This is a genomic window from Pseudomonas sp. THAF187a (assembly GCF_009363395.1).
Taxonomy (GTDB): Bacteria; Pseudomonadota; Gammaproteobacteria; order Pseudomonadales; family Pseudomonadaceae; genus Aquipseudomonas; species Aquipseudomonas khazarica.
In genome coordinates, this window is the sequence record NZ_CP045349.1 from 2944104 (window position 1) to 2961127 (window position 17024).

Annotated in this window: 10 protein-coding genes, 2 tRNA genes, 3 rRNA genes and 2 pseudogenes; 6 read left to right on the forward strand and 11 right to left on the reverse strand. The window is 61.1% G+C overall.

Translation table 11 applies throughout. The features are described 5' to 3' along the window. Positions 1-17: 17 nt before the first annotated feature. Positions 18-920 carry a LysR substrate-binding domain-containing protein gene (locus FIV02_RS13750; RefSeq protein WP_152488931.1) on the forward strand — a complete coding sequence of 301 codons (903 nt, stop codon included), beginning with the start codon at positions 18-20 and terminating at the stop codon, positions 918-920. A 1-nt stretch (position 921) separates the two neighbouring features. On the opposite strand, the gene FIV02_RS13755 is transcribed toward FIV02_RS13750, so the two are convergent. Together FIV02_RS13755 and FIV02_RS13760 are read right to left on the reverse strand one after the other, a co-directional pair. Further along, positions 922-2604 (reverse strand): methyl-accepting chemotaxis protein, encoded by a 1683-nt coding sequence (locus tag FIV02_RS13755; protein WP_152488932.1) that lies wholly within the window; start codon positions 2602-2604, stop codon positions 922-924. 117 nt (positions 2605-2721) lie between these two features. Next, complete coding sequence (locus tag FIV02_RS13760) at positions 2722-4041, reverse strand: Na+/H+ antiporter family protein (protein ID WP_047588499.1); 1320 nt, start codon at positions 4039-4041, stop codon at positions 2722-2724. Positions 4042-4460: 419 nt separating this feature from the next. Here FIV02_RS13760 and FIV02_RS25310 point away from each other — a divergent pair. From FIV02_RS25310 to FIV02_RS13770, 3 genes and pseudogenes are all read left to right on the forward strand, one after another. Further along, positions 4461-5480: pseudogene (locus tag FIV02_RS25310) on the forward strand (chemotaxis protein); the annotation flags it as partial. 390 nt (positions 5481-5870) lie between these two features. After that, positions 5871-6386 (forward strand): annotated as a pseudogene (locus FIV02_RS25315) (methyl-accepting chemotaxis protein); the annotation flags it as partial. A gap of 87 nt (positions 6387-6473) precedes the next feature. Then, complete coding sequence (locus FIV02_RS13770; protein ID WP_037048296.1) at positions 6474-7070, forward strand: NADPH-dependent FMN reductase; 597 nt, start codon at positions 6474-6476, stop codon at positions 7068-7070. A 16-nt stretch (positions 7071-7086) separates the two neighbouring features. Here the strand turns inward: FIV02_RS13770 and FIV02_RS13775 are convergent, their stop codons facing one another. Genes FIV02_RS13775 through FIV02_RS13790 form a run of 4 tightly spaced genes read right to left on the reverse strand, consistent with a single transcriptional unit; the run spans position 7087 to position 9687 of the window. Then, positions 7087-8400 carry an ATP-binding protein gene (locus FIV02_RS13775; protein WP_152488934.1) on the reverse strand — a complete coding sequence of 438 codons (1314 nt, stop codon included), beginning with the start codon at positions 8398-8400 and terminating at the stop codon, positions 7087-7089. Next, positions 8397-9065 carry a response regulator transcription factor gene (locus tag FIV02_RS13780; RefSeq protein ID WP_047591371.1) on the reverse strand — a complete coding sequence of 223 codons (669 nt, stop codon included), beginning with the start codon at positions 9063-9065 and terminating at the stop codon, positions 8397-8399. The genes FIV02_RS13775 and FIV02_RS13780 overlap by 4 nt, the downstream gene beginning before the upstream one ends. Next, entirely contained in the window at positions 9065-9379 is a 315-nt protein-coding gene (locus tag FIV02_RS13785; protein ID WP_152488935.1) for a PepSY domain-containing protein, read from the reverse strand. The genes FIV02_RS13780 and FIV02_RS13785 overlap by 1 nt, the downstream gene beginning before the upstream one ends. After that, on the reverse strand, positions 9379-9687 hold the full coding sequence (locus FIV02_RS13790) for a PepSY domain-containing protein (protein ID WP_150605591.1): 309 nt from the start codon (positions 9685-9687) through the stop codon (positions 9379-9381). The genes FIV02_RS13785 and FIV02_RS13790 overlap by 1 nt, the downstream gene beginning before the upstream one ends. Before the next feature lie 146 nt (positions 9688-9833). On the opposite strand from FIV02_RS13790, the gene FIV02_RS13795 reads away from it, so the two are divergent. Both FIV02_RS13795 and queD read left to right on the forward strand, forming a co-directional pair. Then, on the forward strand, positions 9834-10913 hold the full coding sequence (locus tag FIV02_RS13795) for a patatin-like phospholipase family protein (protein WP_047591377.1): 1080 nt from the start codon (positions 9834-9836) through the stop codon (positions 10911-10913). A 133-nt stretch (positions 10914-11046) separates the two neighbouring features. After that, positions 11047-11403 carry a 6-carboxytetrahydropterin synthase QueD gene (gene queD, locus FIV02_RS13800; RefSeq protein ID WP_003461315.1) on the forward strand — a complete coding sequence of 119 codons (357 nt, stop codon included), beginning with the start codon at positions 11047-11049 and terminating at the stop codon, positions 11401-11403. 299 nt (positions 11404-11702) lie between these two features. Here queD and rrf read toward each other — a convergent pair. The 5 genes from rrf to FIV02_RS13825 form a co-directional block, all read right to left on the reverse strand. After that, positions 11703-11818, reverse strand: a 5S ribosomal RNA gene (gene rrf, locus FIV02_RS13805). A gap of 138 nt (positions 11819-11956) precedes the next feature. Continuing rightward, a 23S ribosomal RNA gene (locus FIV02_RS13810) occupies positions 11957-14849 on the reverse strand. Positions 14850-15094: 245 nt separating this feature from the next. Continuing rightward, positions 15095-15170 (reverse strand) — tRNA-Ala (locus FIV02_RS13815). Positions 15171-15190: 20 nt separating this feature from the next. Beyond that, positions 15191-15267 (reverse strand) — tRNA-Ile (locus tag FIV02_RS13820). Positions 15268-15355: 88 nt separating this feature from the next. Further along, a 16S ribosomal RNA gene (locus FIV02_RS13825) occupies positions 15356-16892 on the reverse strand. The 16S, 23S and 5S rRNA genes sit together here with 2 tRNA genes alongside, the layout of an rRNA operon. Positions 16893-17024: the final 132 nt, after the last annotated feature.

Genomic DNA, 17024 nt, shown 5'->3' on the forward strand with positions numbered 1-17024 from the left:
ACTCATAGGACGATGACATGCATGACCTCAACGATCTGTTCTACTTCGCCAAGGTAGTGGAAGCCGGTGGCTTTGCCGCTGCCGGACGCACCCTGGGCATCCCCAAGTCGCGCCTGTCACGGCGCATCGCCGAGCTGGAACAGCGCCTGGGCGCCCGCCTGCTGCAGCGCAGCACACGCAAGCTGGCGCTGACCGATATCGGCGAACGCTACCTGCGCCATTGCCAGGCCATGTTGCTGGAAGCCGAACAGGCCGAGGAAACCGTGGCCAACCTGACCAGCGAGCCGCGTGGCCGGGTACGCTTCTCCAGCCCCAGCGGGCTGACGCTGCTGTCCGAGGCCACCAACAGCTTTCTCGCACGCTACCCGAAGGTGCAGCTAGAAGTGCTGCATACCAATCGCCGTGTGGACCTGCTCAACGAGGCGGTGGACGTGGCCCTGCGCGTGCGCATGGCCGATGACGAGGAACCCGGCCTGATCACCCGGCGCCTGGTGCCGGCGCACGCTCATGTCGTGGCCCACCCGGACCTGGTCGCCGGGCTGCAGCTGAACCACCCACGGGACCTGCAGCAGCTGCCGGCGCTGGGCGCGGTTGGCGCCGACCGACGCATCCACCTGCGCTTCGTGCATGAGGTGACGCAGGAGGCCAGCGAGATCGCCCTGGAAGCCCGGCTGGCGATCGATGACTTCCCCATTCGCAAGTCAGCGGCGCTGGCCGGGCTGGGTGTCACCATGCTGCCGACGACCTTCTGCCACGAGGAACTGCGCGCAGGCCGACTGGTCGCGTTGCTGCCGCAATGGCACGTGCCACAGGGGCACGTGCAACTGGCCTATGCGCACCGGCGCGGCATGTCGCCGGCCGTTCGCGCCTGGATCGAGCACCTGAGCGAAGCGATCAATCGCTGGAACCTGCCGCTCTGACTCAGATGCGGAACTGACGCACCAGCGCGCCCAGGCGCTCACCGAGGCCCGCCAGGCTGCGAGCGGTCTGCGCGCCACGTTCGGTTTCATCCGCCACGCTGTCGACCGCCACGGCGATCTGGTGCACGCTGCGGTTGATCTCCTCGGCCACGGCCGTCTGCTCCTCGGCGGCGCTGGCGATCTGCGCGTTCATCGCGTTGATGGTGCCGATCAGCTGGGCGATGGCGTCGAGCGATTCGCCAGCCTTGTTGGCCTGCTCGCTGGTCAGTTCGCCGGCATCACTGGAACGCCGCATCGAGGTCACCGACTCCTGGGTGCCCTGCTGCAGGCGATCGATCATGCCCTGGATTTCCTGGGTGCTCTGCTGGGTCCGGCTGGCCAGCGCACGGACCTCGTCGGCGACCACCGCGAAACCACGCCCGGCCTCACCGGCACGTGCCGCCTCGATGGCCGCGTTGAGCGCCAGCAGGTTGGTCTGCTCGGCGATGGAGCGAATGACGTCGAGCACGCTGACGATGGACTGCACGTCCTGCTGCAGGCTGTCCAGCGACACCCCGCTGCTGCGGATGTCCTCGACCAGCGAGTGGATACGCTGGATGCTGCCGTCGACCACCGTCTTCGCGGCCTGGCCCTCACGGTCCGTCTGCTGTGCGGCTTCGGCGGCGTTCTGCGCGCTCTTCGCCACTTCATGGGCGGCAGCCGACATCTCGTTGATCGCCGTGGCCACCTGGTCGGTCTCATGGCGCTGCTGCGACATGGCCTGTTCGGAACGCTGCGCCTGCTCGGACACCTGGCCGACCAGTTCGGTGAGCTGGCCGGTCATCTCGACGATCTGCCGGACCAGGCCATGCACTTTCTCGACGAAACGGTTGAACGAGCCCGCCAGTTGCCCCAGCTCGTCTTCGCTGGTGATCGGCAGGCGGCGCGTCAGGTCGCCCTCGCCGGCGGCGATGTCATCGAGGTTGGCCTTGATCTGTTGCAGCGGGCGCAGGAAGGCATTGCCCAGCCAGACGCCGATCACCCCGAAGACCACCAGGAGGATGGCGGCGACCACCACGATACTGGTGATGATGGTGCCGATGCGGCGCTTGATCTCGGTTTCCACCTGAGCAACCTGTGCCTCGATGCCATCCAGGTTGAGTGCGGTACCCAGGGCCATGTCCCACTTCGGCAGGTAATAGCTGTAGGCGAGCTTGGGCACCATCACCGACTCGTTGCCCGGCAGCGGCGAGGAGTAATTGACGAAGTAGCTGTTGTTCTTGGCGACGTTGACCAGCTCACGGTTGATGTAGACACCGTTCGGGTCGCGCCGGTCGGCCAGGCTCTTGCCGACGTCCACCGGGCTGTCGCCGCGGAACAGGCGCACGACGTTGGAGTCGTGGCCGAAGAAGTAGCCGTCGGCGCCGTACTTGATCTTGGAGAGCACGGCGATGGCCTGCTCGCGGCTGGCCATGTCACCCTGTGCAGCGCCGTCGTAGAGCCCCTTCACGGCGCCGAGGGCGATCTGGATGTAGTGCTCGAGTTCGCTGCGTTTCTCCTGCACAAGGCGCTCACGCGTCTGGGCAATCTCTTTCTCCGCCATGCTCTGCAGCACCTTGGCCGCGGTGCCGCTCAGCACCAGGGCGAAGAGGATGACCGGAACCAGCGCAAGCAGTATCACTTTGGTTTTCAATGTCAGGCGCATTGTTATTGTCCTTGAGGGAAGGCACACCAAGACGGGGGTATGGCTATATCGGCAGCCCCGCTCAGGAGTTAAGCGACAGGATGCGCGCAGAACTTAATCCGGCGCACGTGCAAGCCCTTACAGCAGCATAGCGGCGGCCCAGCCGAACACCAGCAACGGCAGGTTGTAGTGCAGGAAGGTGGGCACCACGCTGTCCCAGATGTGGTTGTGCTGGCCATCGGCGTTCAGCCCCGAGGTCGGTCCCAGGGTCGAGTCCGATGCCGGGGAGCCCGCGTCCCCCAGCGCCCCGGCCGTGCCGACGATGCTGACGATGGCCAGCGGGCTGAACCCCAGCTGCACGCCCAGCGGCACGAAGATCGCGGCGATGATCGGGATGGTCGAGAACGAGGAGCCGATGCCCATGGTCACCAGCAACCCCACCAGCAGCATCAGCAGCGCGCCGACCGCCTTGTTGTGACCGATCAGCGTCGCCGCCCCGTCCACCAGCGTCCTGACCTCGCCCGTGGTCTTCATCACTTCGGCGAACCCTGCTGCGGCAATCATGATGAAGCCGATCATGGCCATCATCTTCATGCCCTCGGTGAACAGCCCATCCGCCTCTTTCCAGCGCACCACGCCGGACACGGAGAAGATCACGAAGCCGGCCAGCGCGCCGATGATCATCGAGTCCAGCCACAACTGCACGACGAACGCCGCCGCGATGGCCAGCCCCGCGACCAGCAGGCTCAGCGGGTTGTATTGCACATCGACACGCTCGGTCTGTGCGACGCGCTCCAGGTCATAGACGCGCTTGCCGCGATAGCTGAACAGTACGGCCACGAGCAGGCCGAAGAGCATGCCCAGCGCCGGTATGGCCATGGCATGACTGATGTTGATGCCACTGACGTCGACGCCGGACTTGGCGACGTTGGCCAGCAGGATCTCGTTGAGGAAGATGCCGCCAAAGCCGACCGGCAGGAACATGTACGGGGTGATCAGGCCGAAGGTCAGCACGCAGGCGATCAGGCGGCGATCGAGTTGCAGCTTGCTCAGCACATAGAGCAGCGGCGGCACCAGCAGCGGAATGAACGCGATATGGATCGGCAGCAGGTTCTGCGACGAGATCGCCACGGCCAGCAGCAGCCCGATCAGCACCCACTTGAGTGCACCGCCACTGCCCTCCTGCTGTTTGCCGACCAGCGCCAGGGCCCGATCCGCGAGGGCATGCGCGAGGCCGGATTTGGCGATCGCCACGGCGAAGGCGCCGAGCAAGGCATAGGACAAAGCGACGGTCGCGCCACCGCCCAATCCCTGGTTGAAGGCATTCAGCGTGCCTTCGATTCCCAGGCCACCCAGGAGCCCCCCGGCCAGTGCCCCGACGATCAGCGCCACGACCACATGGACGCGGCAGAGACTGAGGACCAGCATGATGCCGACAGCGGCGATTACAGCGTTCATAAAGCGTATACCTGCAGGTATGCCGGCCCTGGCCGGCGCAAAAAGCCGCGTACTCTGCCGTATGCGGACTATCCTGTCAAAATGGGTTGTCGTTCATAATTTCAAGCAATGCGTGCATAATTTCGACCGAGCGCAATAGTAGTCAAGAAAACTGCTCGGGCACCGATAACCGCATTAGTCCATGTAGAAAGGAACGCACCATGCTGTTCAGTCGTCTTTCGATCCAGTGGAAGATCACCCTGCTCGCCGGCCTGTGCCTGCTCGCCATCGTCACCTTGCTGGTCGGTGCTTCGCAGTTCCAGTCCAGCCGCAGCGCCAACCTGGTACGCGAAGCCAGCTCCGGGATGCTGGAGGAAAGCGCCAAGCTGCGCCTGAAGGCCCGTGGAGAGCTGCAGGCGATCCGCATCCAGCGCTATTTCATGGACGCCTATCAGTACGGCAAGGGTTTCTCCAGGCAGATCCTGTTCCTGCGCGAACAGGCCGAAAAGCGCTTCCTTGATGCGTTCGACCTGCGCGAAGACCTCACACGTCAGGTGCGCACCAGCCTCGAAGCCAACCCGGGCCTGCTCGGGCTGTACCTGGTGTTCGAACCCAACGCGCTGGATGGCAAGGATGAGCTGTTCGCCGACCAGGCCGAACTCGGCAGCAACGAGGCCGGTCGCTTCGCGCTGTACTGGTCGCAAGCCACGGTCGGTGAGCTGGAGTCCGAGGCGATGACCGAAGAGCTGCTCGGCGACACCACCCCCGGCGACAACGGCGTGGCCTACAACGCCTGGTACACCTGCCCCCGCGACACCCGCCAGGCCTGCGTCCTGGAACCCTACTACGACGACGTCGGCGGCCAGAAGACGCTGATGACCAGCATCGCCTTCCCCCTGGAGCTGAACGGCAAGATCATCGGGGTCATGGGCCTCGACATCAGCCTCGCCAGCCTGCAGCAGATCAGCCAGGAGGCCAACGCCGAACTGTATGGCGGACAGGGCCACGTCAGCATCTTCAGCCCCGGCGCCCTGCTCGCGGGACACAGCCGCGATGGCAGCCTGCTGAGCCAAGCCGTCGAGCGCGCATTCCCGGATCATTCCAGCGAGTTGCGCAGCCTGATTCAGGACGGCAAGGATGCGGAACTGAAGCATGGCGAGATGCTCCGCGAGCTCAGCCCGTTCAAGCCGATTCCCGAGGCCAAGCCCTGGACCGTCCTGCTGGAAGTGCCTCAGGCGGTGCTGCTGGAGCGTGCCATCACGCTCGGCGCCGAACTCGATGCCAACCGCGCCCGCGACAGCCTGGCAGCACTGCTGATCGGCCTGGTCGCGGTCGTCGCCGGCCTGCTGCTGATGTGGCTGACCGCACGCGGGGTGACCCGCCCGATCCTCGGCGTCGCGGCCATGCTCAAGGACATCGCCAGCGGCGAAGGTGACCTGACCCGCCGTCTGGAATACGCCAGGCAGGACGAGCTGGGTGAGCTGGCCGGCTGGTTCAACCGCTTTCTCGACAAGCTGCAGCCCATCATCGCCGACGTGAAGAACAGCGTGATCGATGCCCGCGGCACGGCTGACCAGTCTGCCGCCATCGCCAGCCAGACCAGCGCCGGCATGCAGCAGCAGTACCGTGAAGTCGACCAGGTGGCCACCGCCTTCCAGGAAATGAGCGCTACCGCGCAGGACGTTGCCCACAATGCCGCGCAGGCCGCCGAAGCCGCGCGCAATGCCGACCAGGCCAGCCAGGAAGGCCTGCAGGTCATCGGCCAGACCACCAACAGCATCGAGTTGCTGGCCAATGAAATGAACGTCGCCATGCAGGAGGTCGAAGGCCTGGCCAGCAGCAGCGAACAGATCGGTTCGGTGCTCGAAGTGATTCGCGCCATCGCCGAGCAGACCAACCTCCTCGCCCTCAATGCCGCCATCGAAGCCGCGCGGGCTGGCGAGGCCGGACGCGGCTTCGCGGTGGTTGCCGACGAAGTGCGCAACCTGGCCAAGCGCACCCAGGACTCGGTGGAAGAAATCCGCCAGGTCATCGAAGGCCTGCAGAGCGGCACCCGCGAAGTGGTCAGCACCATGCACAGCAGCCACCGCCAGGCGCAAGGGAGCGTGGACCAGGTCAGCCAGGCCGTGGCGGCGCTGCAACGCATCAGCCAGGCGGTCAGCCTGATCACCGACATGAACCTGCAGATCGCCAGCGCGGCGGAAGAACAGAGCTCGGTGGCCGAGGAGATCAACCGCAACGTCGCCTCGATCCGCGATGTCACCGAATCCATCAGCGCTCAGGCCGACGAATCCGCCCAGGTGAGCCAGAACCTCAACCGCCTGGCCAACCACCAGCAGAGCCTGATGGACCAGTTCCGCGTATGACGCCAAATCATCCCTGAACTGGCGGTGCTTTCCTTGCAACGCAGGCAGGCAATCGCCTAGCCTGCGTTCTTTTTTGGGGGAAGCAGCATGCTCAATATCGCCTTGGTCGCCGGCTCCAGCCGCAACAACAGTCAGTCGGGAAAGGTCGCTCGCGCAATGCGTCAGCGCCTGATCGAGCTGGGCCACACCAGCCACGAGTCCAGCAGCGTCATCGACCTGGGGCTGGCACCACTGCCGCTCTGGCCGGCGGAAGACACCGGCCCCTGGGACCTGTATCGGCAGCAGCTCGCGGCAGCCGATGCGCTGGTGATCATTGCCCCCGAGTGGAACGGCATGGCCTGCCCGGCGATCAAGAACTTCTTCATCTACGCCAGCAAGGCCGAACTGGCGCACAAGCCCGGCCTGCTGGTGGGCGTCTCATCCGGCATCGGCGGCGCCTACCCCATCGCGGAACTGCGCGCCTCCAGCTACAAGAACTGCCGCCTGTGCTACCTGCCGGAGCACCTGATCGTGCGCCAGGTCGAGAAGGTGCTGAACGGCCCGCAAGCGGCGGACGAAGCCGACGAACGCATCCGTGGCCGCATCGACTATGCGCTCGACGTACTGGTGCGCTACGGCCACGCCCTGCAGCCGGTGCGCGAGGCGATCAGCTTCGACAACCCGGCATTCGCCAACGGTATGTGAGCCCCCGGCGCCTCGCTCAACGCCGGGGCAGACGGACCATCACCCGCAGCCCACCCAGTGGGCTGTCCTGCAATTCGATGTGCCCATTCCAGGCCTCGATGATGTCGCGCACGATGCCCAGCCCCAGGCCATGCCCCGCCACCTGCTCGTCCAGGCGGGTGCCACGGCCGAGCACCGCGTCGCGGCGTTCGACAGCGATGCCTGGCCCGTCATCGTCGACGCACAGGCGATAGCCGTCGGCATCCTCCTCCACAGTCAGCTGCACCCGCTGCGCGGCCCATTTGCAGGCGTTGTCGAGCAGGTTGCCCAGCAGCTCCAGCAAGTCCTCGCGGTCACGTGGCAACACCAGACCAGGCGGTGCCTGCCAGTCCAGGGACAGCCCGCGGTCGTGAATCATCGACAGGGTGGCGAACAGCCCCGGTAGCTCCTGCGCGCAATCGAAACGCGCCCCCGGCAACACCTCCCCCGCCAGCCGCGCGCGGCCCAGCTCACGGCTGAGGCGCTGCTCGATCTGCTGCAGCTGCTCGCGCAGGCTGGCGCGCAACTGCGGGTGCGCGGCCAGCTCTTCGCGCCCAGCCAGGCTGATCAGCACCGCCAGTGGGGTCTTCAGGGCATGGCCCAGGTTGCCCAGGGCGTTGCGCGAGCGCTTCAGGGTGTCCTCGGTGTGAGCCAGCAGGTGGTTGATCTGCGCCACCAGCGACTCCAGCTCCTCCGGCACCTGCGCATCCAGATCGCTGCGGCGGCCCTGCTGCAGTTGCACGATCTGCTGTCGGACCTGCTCCAGCGGACGCAGTGCGCGGCGCACGGTATAACGCTGAGCCAGCAGCATCAGCAGCAGCGCGGCGCCGCCCAACCCGAGCCCGACCCACTGCATGTGGCGGAAGCTCTGCAGTATCGGCTGGTAGTCCTGGGCCACGCTGATCGACAGGTTCTCGCCATAGCGGCGGTAGTCGGCACGGTAAATCAGCAGCAGCTGGCCCTGCGGGCCGTCGGCCAGTTCGGCCTGCATGCCCGTGCCGCTTGGCTTGAGCAGCTCGCGGTCCCACAACGAGCGCGAACGCCAGCTGCGGTCGGAGAAGTCGATGCGAAAGTAGTGCCCGGAAAACTGCCGCTGGAACGATGGATCGAGGCGCCGCTCGTCCAGCTGCAGACCTGAAGGCCCTCGTACCAGGGCGGTCAGCAGCCCTTGCGCCTCGTCGCGCAAGGAATCCTCCAGGTAGGCACGCAGGCCACGGTCGAACACCCACAGGCTGGCCTGCGCCAGGACCAGGCCGGCCAGCAGCAGCGTGCCGGCCAGGCCGAGGCCGAGCCGACGCTGGATCGACCTCAACCGCGCTCTCCGGTGAAGCGATAGCCCTGTCCGCGCCGCGTTTCGATCACATTGCGCCCGAGCTTGCCGCGCAAGCGATTGACATGCACCTCGATGACATTGGAGTCGCGCTCGGTCTCGCCATCGTACAGGTGATCGGCCAGGTGGCTCTTGGAGAGAATCTGCCCGGGATGCAGCATGAAGTAACGCAGCAGACGAAACTCGGCGGCCGTCAGATCGACCACCTCATCGCCAGCCGTCACGCATTGACGGCTTTCGTCCAGCTGCAAGCCGGCCGCCTCGAGCTGCGGCTGGTTAGCAAGACCATGCGCCCGCCGCAACAGCGCCTGGATGCGCAATGCCAGCTCTTCGGGATGGAAGGGCTTGGTCAGGTAGTCGTCGGCGCCGGCCTTCAGCCCCTCGATACGCTCGGCCCAGGAACCCCGCGCAGTCAGCACCAGCACCGGCGTGGTCAGGCCGCCTGCACGCCACTCCTGCAGGACCTCGAGCCCCGGCTTGCCCGGCAAGCCCAGGTCGAGAATGATCAGGTCATACGGCTCGCTGGCGCCCTGATAGGCGGCATCGCGGCCATCCGCTAGCCAATCGACGGCGTAGCCCTGGTGATTCAGGCTGCTCGTCAGCTCATCGGCCAGGGGCACATGGTCTTCCACCAGCAACAGGCGCATCAGTCGTCTTCCTCGTCCTTCAGAACGCGCCCATCGCGGGCATCCAGCTCCAGTTCACGCACCACACCGGCGGTGGTGAGTATCTCCACCTCGTAGACCAGCACGCCGTCCTCCTCCTCCAGCTCGGCTTCCAGCAAGGTGGAATCCGGGTAGGCCTGCGCCACATGCAGCATCAGCTGCTCGAAAGGCATGATGACCCCTTCGCGACGCAGGCGCAGCGCCTCGTCCTGATCGAGATCACGCGCCTGCCCTGGCACGCTGGCAAAGCCGCAGGCCAGTAGCAGCAGGAGCACGGTGGAACGTCGAAACTTCATCAGTCGTCCTGGTGATTCTTGAGCACGTCCCCGGTACTGGCATCCAGTTCCAGGTCCCACTGCACGCCCTGGGCATCGCGCAGTTCCACCTGGTAGATGTAGCGACCGTATTCGTCCTCGAGTTCGGTTTCTTCAATGCGCGCGCCGGGGTGTTTCGCCAGGGCAGTCTCATTGAGCTGTTCGAAGGACTGAATGGTCCCCGCATCACGCAGGCGCAGCGCCTCGTCCGGGCCAAGGTCGCGCGCCTGGGCCATGGTAGCGGCGCTGGCGAGGGTGGCAAGTGTCGTGAGGGCGATCAATCGTTTCATGGGTTTCTCCAGCAGTGAATCAACGCTCACCACTCTAGGCCCAGGCACTTAATTCAAGCTGAATTCAGTGCCGTCATTCAGCTCATGAAGTCGCTTGGCCTGCCCGCCTGGCGCTTTATAATCGCCGGTTGCGAAAGGAGGCATCGATGAGCGCGATCCAGATCAAGTCCCCGGCCCTGACCCTCAAGGCCGGCCCCAGAGCGTTGGCACGCATTCGCCAGCATGGCCTGAGCCCGGCGGATGTCGGCATTCTGCCTGGCGCAGCAGGCGGCCCGAAGGGCATCGGCATTCAGGGCCTGGACCTGGCGCTGTTCGGTGACTGGCTGGCTCGCGCACCTCGCGAACGCGCGCTGATCGGTGCATCCATCGGCTCCTGGCGCTTCGCCAGTGCCTGCCTGCCGGACCCGGCCGCCGGTATCCGTCGACTCGGCGAGCTCTACACCAGTCAGCGCTTCGCCAAGGGCGTGAGCATGGCCGACGTATCCGGCAGTTGCCGCCAGATGCTGCATGAGCTGCTGGCCGACCAGGACGCCAGCATCATCGCCAACCCGCACTATCGCCTGCATATCGTCGTGGTAAAGAGCCACGGTCTGCTGCAGCACGACCACCGGGGCAAGCTCAGTCTCGGTCTGTCGTCGGTCATCGGCAACAACCTGCTGGCGCGGCAACGCCTCGGCCGGCATTTCGACCGGGTGATCCTGCATGATGCGCGGCAGACGACGCCGCTGGCGGAACTGAACGACTTTCGCTCGCACTTCCATGCCCTGACAGCCGAAAACCTGCGCCATGCCCTGCTGGCTTCCGGCTCGATCCCCATGGTGATGGAAGCGATCCGCGAGATTCCCGGCCTGGAACCCGGCGCCTATCGCGATGGCGGTCTGCTCGACTATCACCTCGACCTGCCCTACAGCGGGGACGATATCGTCCTCTATCCTCATTTCACCGACAGGGTGATACCGGGCTGGTTCGACAAGAGCATGCCCTGGCGCCGAGGCGATCGCACGCGCTTGCAGGATGTCCTGCTGCTGGCCCCTTCTCGCGAATACCTGGCGAAGCTGCCACACGGCAAGCTGCCTGACCGTACCGACTTCAAGCGCTACCTGGGCAACGACGACGGGCGCGAGCGTTACTGGCGCCAGGCGATGACGGAAAGCGCTCGCCTTGGCGACGAGTTTCTCGAACTGGTGGAGAGCGGCCGCCTGGCCGAGCGCCTGCAACCGCTGTGACGCCCAATGCCACGGGGCACTGCCGCATCGAGCGCCCCGCATGCGACCACTGAATGCCCAGGCTCACGGACAGACCTGATAAACTGCGCGGCCAAACGCCAGTCAGGCGAAATCATTACGCGAGCGCTGTTCAGTGGAATTGTTCAAAGAGTTCATCTTCGAGGCGGCCCACCGCCTGCCCCACGTGCCGGAGGGACACAAGTGCGGCCGTCTGCATGGCCACTCCTTCCGGGTCGCCATCTACATCGAAGGTGAAGTCGATCCCTATACCGGCTGGATTCGCGACTTCTCCGAGATCAAGGCGATCTTCAAGCCGATCTACGAACAGCTCGACCACAACTACCTGAACGACATTCCCGGTCTGGAAAACCCGACCAGCGAAGTACTGGCCAAGTGGATCTGGCAACAGGTCAAACCGCTGCTGCCGGAACTGTCGCGGGTACGCATCCACGAGACCTGCACCAGCGGCTGCGAATACCGCGGCGACTGACAGCAGAAACAAAAAGGCCACCGCAAGGTGGCCTTTTTGTTTGTGGCCAATACGCCACGTGCTCGCGCTCCGGCAGGATGCCGGTTTGCCGGTATAACCTGCTGCCCCACTCCCCTCGCCATCGCCCGCAAGCGGGCTCCTACGGGAACTTCGTATTGCTAAGCCCAGGCGCGTACCGTAGGAGCCGGCTTGCCGGCGATCAGCCTTCGCCCACATGCCCGGCGCTGGCCACGCTGTACTTTCTGCCGCGCAAAGAAGAAACCCCAGACCTCGTTAGAGATCTGGGGTTTCGTATAGGAGCTTGACGATGACCTACTCTCACATGGTGAAGCACCACACTACCATCGGCGATGCGTCGTTTCACTACTGAGTTCGGGATGGGATCAGGTGGTTCCAACGCTCTATGGTCGTCAAGCAATTCGGTTGGGATCTCGCGGTAAGGCGCGATCCCTTGGATACGTGATAGAGGCTTGTAGCTCTCGCAAATTTTCGGCTTTCTGTCGACTTCACCATCGACACCCTCTGCTGTCAGAGCAGATTGTTTGGGTGTTATATGGTCAAGCCTCACGGGCAATTAGTACAGGTTAGCTCAACGCCTCACAGCGCTTACACACCCTGCCTATCAACGTCGTAGTCTTCGACGGCCCTTTAGGGGAATCAAGTTCCCAGTGAGATCTCATCTTGAGGCAAGTTTCCCGCTTAGATGCTTTCAGCGGTTATCTTTTCCGAACATAGCTACCCGGCAATGCCACTGGCGTGACAACCGGAACACCAGAGGTTCGTCCAACCCGGTCCTCTCGTACTAAGGTCAGCCCCTCTCAAATCTCAAACGTCCACGGCAGATAGGGACCGAACTGTCTCACGACGTTCTAAACCCAGCTCGCGTACCACTTTAAATGGCGAACAGCCATACCCTTGGGACCGGCTTCAGCCCCAGGATGTGATGAGCCGACATCGAGGTGCCAAACACCGCCGTCGATATGAACTCTTGGGCGGTATCAGCCTGTTATCCCCGGAGTACCTTTTATCCGTTGAGCGATGGCCCTTCCATACAGAACCACCGGATCACTAAGACCTACTTTCGTACCTGCTCGACGTGTCTGTCTCGCAGTCAAGCGCGCTTTTGCCTTTATACTCTACGACCGATTTCCGACCGGTCTGAGCGCACCTTCGTACTCCTCCGTTACTCTTTGGGAGGAGACCGCCCCAGTCAAACTACCCACCATACACTGTCCTCGATCCGGATAACGGACCAGAGTTAGAACCTCAAGGTTGCCAGGGTGGTATTTCAAGGATGGCTCCATGAGAACTGGCGTCCCCACTTCAAAGCCTCCCACCTATCCTACACAAGCAAGCTCAAAGTCCAGTGCAAAGCTATAGTAAAGGTTCACGGGGTCTTTCCGTCTAGCCGCGGATACACTGCATCTTCACAGCGATTTCAATTTCACTGAGTCTCGGGTGGAGACAGCGCCGCCATCGTTACGCCATTCGTGCAGGTCGGAACTTACCCGACAAGGAATTTCGCTACCTTAGGACCGTTATAGTTACGGCCGCCGTTTACCGGGGCTTCGATCAAGAGCTTCGCTTGCGCTAACCCCATCAATTAACCTTCCGGCACCGGGCAGGCGTCACACCCTATACGTCCACTTTCGTGTTTGCAGAGTGCTGTGTTTTTAATAAACAGTCGCAGCGGCCTGGTATCTTCGACCGGCATGGGCTTACGTAGTAAATACTTCACCCTCACCGGCGCACCTTCTCCCGAAGTTACGGTGCCATTTTGCCTAGTTCCTTCACCCGAGTTCTCTCAAGCGCCTTGGTATTCTCTACCTAACCACCTGTGTCGGTTTGGGGTACGGTTCCTAGTTACCTGAAGCTTAGAAGCTTTTCCTGGAAGCATGGCATCAACCACTTCGCATTCTAAAAGAACGCTCGTCATCAGTTCTCGGCCTTGATCTCCCGGATTTACCTAAGAAACCAGCCTACAACCTTAAACACGGACAACCAACGCCGTGCTGGCCTAGCCTTCTCCGTCCCTCCATCGCAGTAACTAGAAGTACGGGAATATTAACCCGTTTCCCATCGACTACGCATTTCTGCCTCGCCTTAGGGGCCGACTAACCCTGCGTCGATTAACGTTGCGCAGGAAACCTTGGTCTTTCGGCGTGCGAGTTTTTCACTCGCATTGTCGTTACTCATGTCAGCATTCGCACTTCTGATACCTCCAGCAAGCTTCTCAACTCACCTTCACAGGCTTACAGAACGCTCCTCTACCGCTCATCCAAAGGATGAACCCGTAGCTTCGGTGTATGGTTTGAGCCCCGTTACATCTTCCGCGCAGGCCGACTCGACTAGTGAGCTATTACGCTTTCTTTAAAGGATGGCTGCTTCTAAGCCAACCTCCTAGCTGTCTAAGCCTTCCCACATCGTTTCCCACTTAACCATAACTTTGGGACCTTAGCTGACGGTCTGGGTTGTTTCCCTTTTCACGACGGACGTTAGCACCCGCCGTGTGTCTCCCGTGCTGACACTTGCTGGTATTCGGAGTTTGCATCGGTTTGGTAAGTCGGGATGACCCCCTAGCCGAAACAGTGCTCTACCCCCAGCAGTGATACACGAGGCGCTACCTAAATAGCTTTCGAGGAGAACCAGCTATCTCCGAGCTTGATTAGCCTTTCACTCCGATCCACAGGTCATCCGCTAACTTTTCAACGGTAGTCGGTTCGGTCCTCCAGTCAGTGTTACCTAACCTTCAACCTGCCCATGGATAGATCGCCCGGTTTCGGGTCTATACCCAGCGACTAAAGCGCCCTATTAAGACTCGCTTTCGCTACGCCTCCCCTATTCGGTTAAGCTCGCCACTGAATATAAGTCGCTGACCCATTATACAAAAGGTACGCAGTCACCCAACAAAGTAGGCTCCCACTGCTTGTACGCATACGGTTTCAGGTTCTATTTCACTCCCCTCTCCGGGGTTCTTTTCGCCTTTCCCTCACGGTACTGGTTCACTATCGGTCAGTCAGTAGTATTTAGCCTTGGAGGATGGTCCCCCCATGTTCAGACAAGGTTTCTCGTGCCCCGTCCTACTCGATTTCATTGATAAGAGCGTTTCGTGTACGGGGCTATCACCCACTACGGCGGCACTTTCCAGAGCCTTCCACTACACTCAAATCAACTTAAGGGCTAGTCCCCGTTCGCTCGCCACTACTTAGGGAATCTCGGTTGATTTCTTTTCCTCAGGGTACTTAGATGTTTCAGTTCCCCTGGTTCGCCTCTTGCACCTATGGATTCAGTACAAGATACCCGGCTTATGCCGGGTGGGTTCCCCCATTCAGAGATCTCTGGATCACAGTCTGTTTGCCGACTCCCCAAAGCTTTTCGCAGGCTACCACGTCTTTCATCGCCTCTGACTGCCAAGGCATCCACCGTATGCGCTTCTTCACTTGACCATATAACCCCAAGCAATCTGGTTACTGTCTCAATCGTGAAGACGACATCGCCGAAAATTTGCGTCTTGAGAACTACAAATTTTGCCTTGATTAACAATGTGCAGTGAAACACATCGTTAGTCACTTCTATCACATATCCAAATTTTTAAAGAACGATTTGTACCGGTCAAAAGACCAGAAATCAGCACTCAACAGGTCATCACCTGAAGCGCTCATTTCTGAACTCTCTAACGATCATGCTGTAATGGTGGAGCCAAGCGGGATCGAACCGCTGACCTCCTGCGTGCAAAGCAGGCGCTCTCCCAGCTGAGCTATGGCCCCGTAAGCATCTGCACCTGAATTGGTAGGTCTGGGCAGATTTGAACTGCCGACCTCACCCTTATCAGGGGTGCGCTCTAACCAACTGAGCTACAGACCTATAACAGGGTCGCCGCGTTACAGCATCGTCTTCTACAGTGAATCAAGCAATTCGTGTGGGAGCTTATGAGAAAGCTGAAGTCTTCGATTAAGGAGGTGATCCAGCCGCAGGTTCCCCTACGGCTACCTTGTTACGACTTCACCCCAGTCATGAATCACTCCGTGGTAACCGTCCCCCCGAAGGTTAGACTAGCTACTTCTGGAGCAACCCACTCCCATGGTGTGACGGGCGGTGTGTACAAGGCCCGGGAACGTATTCACCGTGACATTCTGATTCACGATTACTAGCGATTCCGACTTCACGCAGTCGAGTTGCAGACTGCGATCCGGACTACGATCGGTTTTATGGGATTAGCTCCACCTCGCGGCTTGGCAACCCTTTGTACCGACCATTGTAGCACGTGTGTAGCCCTGGCCGTAAGGGCCATGATGACTTGACGTCATCCCCACCTTCCTCCGGTTTGTCACCGGCAGTCTCCTTAGAGTGCCCACCATAACGTGCTGGTAACTAAGGACAAGGGTTGCGCTCGTTACGGGACTTAACCCAACATCTCACGACACGAGCTGACGACAGCCATGCAGCACCTGTGTCTGAGTTCCCGAAGGCACCAATCCATCTCTGGAAAGTTCTCAGCATGTCAAGGCCAGGTAAGGTTCTTCGCGTTGCTTCGAATTAAACCACATGCTCCACCGCTTGTGCGGGCCCCCGTCAATTCATTTGAGTTTTAACCTTGCGGCCGTACTCCCCAGGCGGTCAACTTAATGCGTTAGCTGCGCCACTAAAATCTCAAGGATTCCAACGGCTAGTTGACATCGTTTACGGCGTGGACTACCAGGGTATCTAATCCTGTTTGCTCCCCACGCTTTCGCACCTCAGTGTCAGTATCAGTCCAGGTAGTCGCCTTCGCCACTGGTGTTCCTTCCTATATCTACGCATTTCACCGCTACACAGGAAATTCCACTACCCTCTACCGTACTCTAGCTCGCCAGTTTTGGATGCAGTTCCCAGGTTGAGCCCGGGGCTTTCACATCCAACTTAACGAACCACCTACGCGCGCTTTACGCCCAGTAATTCCGATTAACGCTTGCACCCTTCGTATTACCGCGGCTGCTGGCACGAAGTTAGCCGGTGCTTATTCTGTTGGTAACGTCAAAACCGCAGGATATTAGCCTACAGCCCTTCCTCCCAACTTAAAGTGCTTTACAATCCGAAGACCTTCTTCACACACGCGGCATGGCTGGATCAGGCTTTCGCCCATTGTCCAATATTCCCCACTGCTGCCTCCCGTAGGAGTCTGGACCGTGTCTCAGTTCCAGTGTGACTGATCATCCTCTCAGACCAGTTACGGATCGTCGCCTTGGTGAGCCATTACCTCACCAACTAGCTAATCCGACCTAGGCTCATCTGATAGCGCAAGGCCCTAAGGTCCCCTGCTTTCTCCCGTAGGACGTATGCGGTATTAGCGTTCCTTTCGGAACGTTATCCCCCACTACCAGGCAGATTCCTAGGCATTACTCACCCGTCCGCCGCTGAATCCAGGAGCAAGCTCCCTTCATCCGCTCGACTTGCATGTGTTAGGCCTGCCGCCAGCGTTCAATCTGAGCCATGATCAAACTCTTCAGTTCAATACTGCTTGGGTTTTGAGAAAACCCTAAACTTGGCTCAGCAATCGCAAATAAACTCTCGAATTCACGAGTGTTACTTGTGATGCTGATAATCAGTTGACTACCAGTCTTACCTCACAAGCACCCACACGA

What these genes read in the sequence shown, in the direction of transcription:
- FIV02_RS13750 (WP_152488931.1), top strand. Translation starts at nt 18, where the DNA reads ATGCATGACCTCAACGATCTGTTCTACTTCGCCAAGGTAGTGGAAGCC.
- FIV02_RS13755 (WP_152488932.1), bottom strand. Translation starts at nt 2,604, where the DNA reads ATGCGCCTGACATTGAAAACCAAAGTGATACTGCTTGCGCTGGTTCCG.
- FIV02_RS13760 (WP_047588499.1), bottom strand. Translation starts at nt 4,041, where the DNA reads ATGAACGCTGTAATCGCCGCTGTCGGCATCATGCTGGTCCTCAGTCTC.
- FIV02_RS13770 (WP_037048296.1), top strand. Translation starts at nt 6,474, where the DNA reads ATGCTCAATATCGCCTTGGTCGCCGGCTCCAGCCGCAACAACAGTCAG.
- FIV02_RS13780 (WP_047591371.1), bottom strand. Translation starts at nt 9,065, where the DNA reads ATGCGCCTGTTGCTGGTGGAAGACCATGTGCCCCTGGCCGATGAGCTG.
- FIV02_RS13785 (WP_152488935.1), bottom strand. Translation starts at nt 9,379, where the DNA reads ATGAAGTTTCGACGTTCCACCGTGCTCCTGCTGCTACTGGCCTGCGGC.
- FIV02_RS13790 (WP_150605591.1), bottom strand. Translation starts at nt 9,687, where the DNA reads ATGAAACGATTGATCGCCCTCACGACACTTGCCACCCTCGCCAGCGCC.
- FIV02_RS13795 (WP_047591377.1), top strand. Translation starts at nt 9,834, where the DNA reads ATGAGCGCGATCCAGATCAAGTCCCCGGCCCTGACCCTCAAGGCCGGC.